We start from the raw sequence: 6139 nt of genomic DNA, 5'->3' as shown, positions 1-6139 counted from the left end.
CCGCAGGCTCCCCGTCATGCCCGCGAAACCTCACCACCCCCTTGCCCGCACCGCCCCCGGCGCACGGATGGCCCACCGCGGTCGTAGCGCGCCGCCAACGCGGGTAAAGGGGGTGTACAGGTGCACTGGAGAGGCCCCGTCGGGGCGGCACGAGGACGTGAAGGGGGCACCGGATGCCAGGGGCACAGGAGTCGCGGGCCCGGGTGGCCCGCCGGATCGCCACCGCGGCGGCGTACGGCGGCGGGGGGCTCGGCCTGCTGGGGGTGGGCCTGGTCGGCCTGCTGCTGACCGAGAGCAAGCTCGCCATCCAGGCCATCGGCATCCTGGAGGGCGACCCGCCCAAGGCCGACGACGTCTACGGCGAGGCCTTCACCGACGGCGCCGACCCGCAGCCGCCGCTCGTCCTGGCCTTCCTCGGCGACTCCACCGCCGCCGGCCTCGGCGTGCTGCGGGCCCGCGAGACCCCGGGCGCGCTGCTCGCCGCGGGCGTGGCCTCGGTGGCCGAGCGGCCGGTCCGGCTGGTGAACGTGGCCCGTTCCGGCGGGCGCTCCGCCGATCTCTCCGGCCAGCTGGAGCTGGCCCTCCGGCACCGCCCCGACATCGCCGTGATCATGGTCGGCGCCAACGACGTCACCCGGCACAGCCCGGCCCAGCTCGCGGTGCGCCAGCTCGGCGAGGCGGTCGCGGCGCTGCGCGCCAACGGCTGCGAGGTGGTGGTCGGCACCTGCCCGGACCTCGGCACGATCAAGCCGGTGCGCCCGCCGCTGCGCTGGGTGGCCCGGCGGCTGAGCCGGCAGCTGGCGGCCGCGCAGACGATCGCCGTGGTGGAGTCGGGCGGCCGGACGGTGTCGCTCGGCTCGCTGCTCGGGCCCGAGTTCGCGGCGCGTCCGGAGATGTTCGCCGCCGACCGCTACCACCCGTCCGCCCAGGGCTACGCGACGGCGGCGATGGCCGTGCTGCCCTCGCTCTGCGCCGTGCTCGGCATCTGGCCCGAGGAGGAGCGGCCGGCCGGGCCGGTGCCGGGCGAGGCGGTGCTGCCGGTGGCGGTGGCCGCGGCGGCCGCGGCCGGCCGGTCCGGGACCGAGGTGACGGCGGTGGGCGCCGAGGGCACGATCCGGCGCTGGGCCCTTCTGCGGCACCGGCTGCGGATCGGTCTGCCCGCCGCCTGGACGGTGGAGGCGGGCGCGGCGGGACCTGCGACGGAGCCCGCAGCGGAGCCTGCGGCGGAACCCGCGTCGGAACCCGCGGCGGGGGACGGGAATACGTCGGCCAGCTCACACGCTGGGGCGGGTGACGCCTGATCTACCAGGCGGTAACTTTCCTCCCGGACGTCCGCGTCCGACCGGCCCCGGCCGGGCGGCCGCCCGGGCGCCCCAGCCCGAAGGACAGTCCGAAGGTCACCCAGCGAGGAGCCCGCCATGCCCGAAGCCGTCATCGTCAGCGCCGCCCGTTCGCCGATCGGCCGGGCCTTCAAGGGCTCGCTCAAGGACGTCCGCCCGGACGACCTGACCGCGCACATCATCCAGGCCGCGCTCGCCAAGGTGCCGCAGCTGGACCCGCGCGAGATCGACGACCTGATGCTGGGCTGCGGCCTGCCCGGCGGCGAGCAGGGCCACAACCTGGCCCGCATCGTGGCCGTCCAGATGGGCATGGACTACCTGCCGGGCGCCACCATCACCCGCTACTGCTCCTCCTCGCTGCAGACCACCCGCATGGCGCTGCACGCGATCAAGGCCGGCGAGGGCGACGTCTTCATCTCGGCCGGCGTCGAGACCGTCTCGCGCAGCGTCAACGGCACCTCGGACGGCATGCCGGGCACCATGAACCCGCTGTTCGACGAGGCCCAGGCCCGCACCGCCAAGCGCGCCGAGGAGGGCGGCGGCGAGTGGCACGACCCGCGCGAGGACGGCCTGCTGCCGGACGCCTACATCGCGATGGGCCAGACCGCGGAGAACCTGGCCGCGCTCAAGGGCATCACCCGCGCCGAGCAGGACGAGTTCGGCGTCCGCTCGCAGAACCTCGCCGAGGCCGCCATCAAGGCCGGCTTCTGGGAGCGCGAGATCACCCCGGTCACGCTGCCGGACGGCACCGTGGTCAGCACCGACGACGGCCCGCGCGCCGGTGTGACCCTGGAGGGCGTGTCCGGCCTGAAGCCGGTGTTCCGCCCGGACGGCACGGTGACCGCCGGTAACTGCTGCCCGCTGAACGACGGCGCCGCGGCCCTGGTCATCATGTCCGACACCAAGGCCCGTGAGCTGGGCATCACCCCGCTCGCCCGGGTGGTCTCCACCGGCGTCAGCGCCCTCTCCCCCGAGATCATGGGCTACGGCCCGGTCGAGGCCTCCAAGCAGGCGCTGAAGCGCGCCGGGCTGTCCATCGGCGACATCGACCTGGTCGAGATCAACGAGGCCTTCGCCGCGCAGGTCATCCCGTCCTACCGCGACCTGGGCATCGACCTCGACCGCCTGAACGTCAACGGCGGCGCCATCGCGGTCGGCCACCCCTTCGGCATGACCGGCGCCCGGATCACCACCACCCTGATCAACTCCCTGCAGTGGCACGACAAGCAGTTCGGCCTGGAGACCATGTGCGTCGGCGGCGGCCAGGGCATGGCGATGGTCATCGAGCGCCTCAGCTGACCCACGGCGCCTCCCGGGGGCGCGGCCCCCGGGATGTCAATCCCGGGCGGTTCGGACCACCCATTTGGAGTGACGCAGCGTAATTGAGGGCCGGATCACACCGAGAGGTCGATCCGGCCCTCTTTTCTTTCGGATCCGGACCGGAAATCGACAGTGCGGAGCGGATCAACTCCGCTGCGTAGAACGGTGTTACCTAACAATTTGGGGACAAGAGCGAAAGTCACGGACAAATTAGACATTCGCCACTGCGGTAACAGCCCCGCATGCGGCAGTGTGGAGACGTAACCCCGTTCCACTCCTCCCTAGGAGTACGTTCCGTGAGCGCCGTCTACACCATCCTGCTGCTGGTCCTGATCGCCGTGTCGGCCGCCGTGCTGCTCCACCTCCGGGGACTCTCCCGCCGGCTGGACGCGCAGGCCGCGGCCGCCGCCACGCCCGCACCCGTCGACGAGGCCGCGATACGCCGCGCCGTCGCCGAGGCGCTCGCCGCCGACCGCGAGCGGGAGATCACCGAGGCCCGGGCCTTCTGGGCCGAGCAGGAGGCCCGCGCGGCCGAGGACGCGCCGCTGTTCGACTCCCCGTTCGCGAGCGTGCTCGGCACCACCGACGAGTGGCCGCTCTTCTTCCCCCGGCCCACCGGGCCGCAGGACGCCGCCGACAACGCCGGGACCATGGACCCGGAGTTCGGCGAGGCGCTGCGCTCCGCGCTGGAGGACCTGATCAACGAGGGCGGCATCGGCCCGGCCGCCGAGCCCGGCACCGAGGGCGGCGCCCCGCTGCGCCCCGGCCACCCCGCCGGGCACCCGGCCGGCCACCCGGCCGCCGAGCACGGCGGTGACGCCCGGGCCCGGCGCGAGGCCGACCTGCTGGCCACCGGCCTGGAGGCGGGGCTGCTGGACGCCGAGCCGGCCGTCCAGGAGGCGCCGGCGGCCGCTCCCGACCCGCGCCGCCACCCCTCGCACCCCGACTTCGTGCCCAGCCAGACCCCGTCCCGCGAGTGGACCGACACCCGGCTGACCGCGCTCGCCGAGGACCGCGTCGCCCTGGTGGACGTCCGCCCCGGCCCGCTCGGCACGCTGGACGTGTACGCCTTCGCCGACGGCACCACGCTCTGCGTCGCCCCCGGCGACCGCGAGGCCGCGTACCGGCTGATCGACGCCGTCCGGGCCGGCGAGGACGTCCGGCTGCTCGGCGGCTCGCGGTTCTCCGGCTCGTACTCGCTGACCTTCTCCACCGACGAGGACGCCGTCTACGTGCTCGCCGACCGGGTGGTCGCCAGCATCTGACGACCACCGCCGCTCGCGAAGGCCGGCCGGATCAGGGGGTTACCGATCCGGCCGGCCTTCGACGTGTCCGGCCCCGACTCCGGCCCCCGGGTCCGGCACCGACCCCGCGCCCGAGCCCGAGCCCGAGCTCGTGTCCGTGTCCGAGCCCGAGCCCGTGTCGGCACCCGCGCCTACGCGCAGAGCGCCGCGGTCTCGCCCACCGCCGCCACCGCCCCGGCCAGCACCGCGGTCACCTCGTCGTCCTCGGGCAGCGCCGCGAGCGCGGCCGCCAGGTCGTGCCCGGCGACGGCCAACTGGTCCCCCACCGCGAACGCCCCGGCGTCGGGGAACTCCCGCGCCGGCCCGCCCTCCGCCTCCAGCGCCAGCGCGGCCAGCCGCCGGGCCAGCGCCAACGCGGCCGCCGCCCGCGACCCGTACCCGGGCACGGCGCCCAGCAGCTTGCTCTGCGGCATCGAGCGGAAACGATCCGCCAGGGCGTCGACGGCTTCGACCAGGGGCTGTGCATCAGGCATGCCGTGAGCCTAACCAAAAGCCGCCGGGCCCCGGAGCGGAGCGCTCCGGGGCCCGGCGGCGGTGCACCGACGACACGGTGATCAGTCGTCGCCGCGCAGGCTCGCGATCAGCCGCAGCATCTCGATGTAGATCCAGACCAGCGACAGGGTGAGCCCGAAGGCGGCCCGCCAGGCCTCCTTCTGCGGCGCGCCCTGGGCGATCGCCCGCTCGATCTCGTTGAAGTCCAGCGTCAGGTAGAAGGCGCCGATGGCGATGCCGATCAGACCGACAGCGACGCCCAGCGGACCCGCCCACAGGTTCAGGCCGGAGCCGAACATCCCCGCGAGCACGTTGACCATCAGCAGGACCGCGAAGCCCAGGCCGATCGCGATGCCGATCCGGGTGTACCGGGGGGTGACCCGGATCCGGCCGGACTTGTACGCGAACAGCATCGCGCCGAACACCGCCGCCGTCCCCAGCACCGCCTGGATCGCGATGCCCGGCCAGATGGTGTTCAGGACGTGCGTCACCGCACCGATCGCGAAGCCCTCCAGGGCCGCGTACAGCAGGATCAGCGGCGGGCTGACGTTCGGCTTGAAGGTGATGACCAGGCCGACCACGAACGCGATCAGCGAGGCGGCGCCGGCGAAACCGAAGTTCCGCGCCGGCAGCGCGAACCAGGCCAGCGCGCCGAAGGCGACCAGGGTGAGCAGCGTCATCGCGGTGCGCGCGACCACGTCGTCGAGCGTCATCCGCCCGGTCGCCAGCGGACCGGCGGACGGCGCGCGGTACATCTCGACCAGCTGGTCGTCCGTCAGCGGCACCTGGCCCGGCACCTGCTGGGCGTAGGGGTTGTTGCCGTACGGGTTGTCGCCGTACGGGTTGCCGGCGTGCGGGCTCCCGGCCTGCGGGGTGCCGAAACCCGCGTAGCCGGGCTCGCGGGTGAACGACCCCTCCCGCGAGAAGACCGGGTTGCTGCTTCTCATTGCTCATTCCCTCCGTGGCGGCACTGCACCGCCCGAACGACAAGGGTAATGGCTTGGCAAAAGAATGGGGATACGCCGCGAGGAGGATCCGGTGGACGACGCCCTGCGGGGGCGCCGGATTCGGCGCCCCCGCAGGGTCGATAGGTGCCCGGAGCCGGACTCGAACCGGCACGGCCTCACGGCCAAGCAGTTTTAAGCTGCCCGTGTCTGCGTTCCACCATCCGGGCGTCCTGTGGAGCAGCCCCGGTGATGGTTCGGAGGCGATGTGCTCCACCTTCACCCGGGCCACCCCTGAGCCTAGTCGCCCACATCGCCCTTTCGCATGTTCCCAGCCGGGGAAGTTGTCATGTTTCCTTGCCATCTGACGAACAGTTCGTGATTTGGCCACCCAAAGGCACGCGATCCGGCCACCGGGGTTCCGCTCAGGGTCGGTGTCATACCGGAGGAGGAGGGCGTCACCTGCGCGTACGCCCAGCGGTGGTCGGGCCAACCGTCCGGCGGAGCGACGAACGCCGCGATCACGTGGCGGAGCATGGAGGTACGGCCGGATGCCCCTGGGACCGGCCGTCCGACGACCTCCCGCCGCCTCCGGCGCCTCCCGCAGCCCGCGACCCCAAGGAGCACCCCCGTGACCACGTCGACCGCAACCGCCGTCCGCACCGGCCGGGCGGCCGCCCGCGCCACCGGCCTGAACAAGGTCTACGGGGAGGGGGAGACCCGCGTCGTCGCCCTCGAC

At 73.7% G+C, this 6139-nt stretch carries 5 protein-coding genes, 1 tRNA gene and 1 pseudogene; 4 read left to right on the top strand and 3 right to left on the bottom strand.

Annotated features, from left to right (window positions below):
- Positions 1–173 precede the first annotated feature (173 nt).
- The 3 genes from ACFVHB_RS21750 (at position 174) to ACFVHB_RS21740 (ending at position 3925) form a co-directional block, all read left to right on the top strand.
- A complete protein-coding gene (locus ACFVHB_RS21750; protein WP_380324568.1) occupies positions 174–1301 on the top strand; it encodes an SGNH/GDSL hydrolase family protein in 1128 nt (375 codons plus the stop codon).
- Positions 1302–1418: 117 nt separating this feature from the next.
- Positions 1419–2639, top strand: coding sequence for an acetyl-CoA C-acetyltransferase (locus tag ACFVHB_RS21745; RefSeq protein WP_380324565.1), 1221 nt, complete (start codon positions 1419–1421; stop codon positions 2637–2639).
- A 317-nt stretch (positions 2640–2956) separates the two neighbouring features.
- Positions 2957–3925 carry a hypothetical protein gene (locus tag ACFVHB_RS21740; protein ID WP_380324562.1) on the top strand — a complete coding sequence of 323 codons (969 nt, stop codon included), beginning with the start codon at positions 2957–2959 and terminating at the stop codon, positions 3923–3925.
- A 170-nt stretch (positions 3926–4095) separates the two neighbouring features.
- On the opposite strand, the gene ACFVHB_RS21735 is transcribed toward ACFVHB_RS21740, so the two are convergent.
- From ACFVHB_RS21735 to ACFVHB_RS21725, 3 genes are all read right to left on the bottom strand, one after another.
- A complete protein-coding gene (locus ACFVHB_RS21735) occupies positions 4096–4437 on the bottom strand; it encodes a hypothetical protein (RefSeq protein WP_380324559.1) in 342 nt (113 codons plus the stop codon).
- Between the two features lie 81 nt (positions 4438–4518).
- A complete protein-coding gene (locus tag ACFVHB_RS21730; RefSeq protein WP_380324556.1) occupies positions 4519–5403 on the bottom strand; it encodes a Bax inhibitor-1/YccA family protein in 885 nt (294 codons plus the stop codon).
- A gap of 145 nt (positions 5404–5548) precedes the next feature.
- Positions 5549–5630: transfer RNA gene (locus ACFVHB_RS21725), tRNA-Leu, on the bottom strand.
- Positions 5631–5935: 305 nt separating this feature from the next.
- On the opposite strand from ACFVHB_RS21725, the pseudogene ACFVHB_RS21720 reads away from it, so the two are divergent.
- A pseudogene (locus ACFVHB_RS21720) lies at positions 5936–6139 on the top strand (hypothetical protein); the annotation flags it as partial.

This window comes from Kitasatospora sp. NPDC127111 (assembly GCF_042677465.1).
In the GTDB taxonomy this organism is placed as follows: Bacteria; Actinomycetota; Actinomycetes; order Streptomycetales; family Streptomycetaceae; genus Kitasatospora.
Note: the sequence above shows the minus strand (reverse complement) of the source record. Positions and strands in the feature narration are given on the sequence as shown.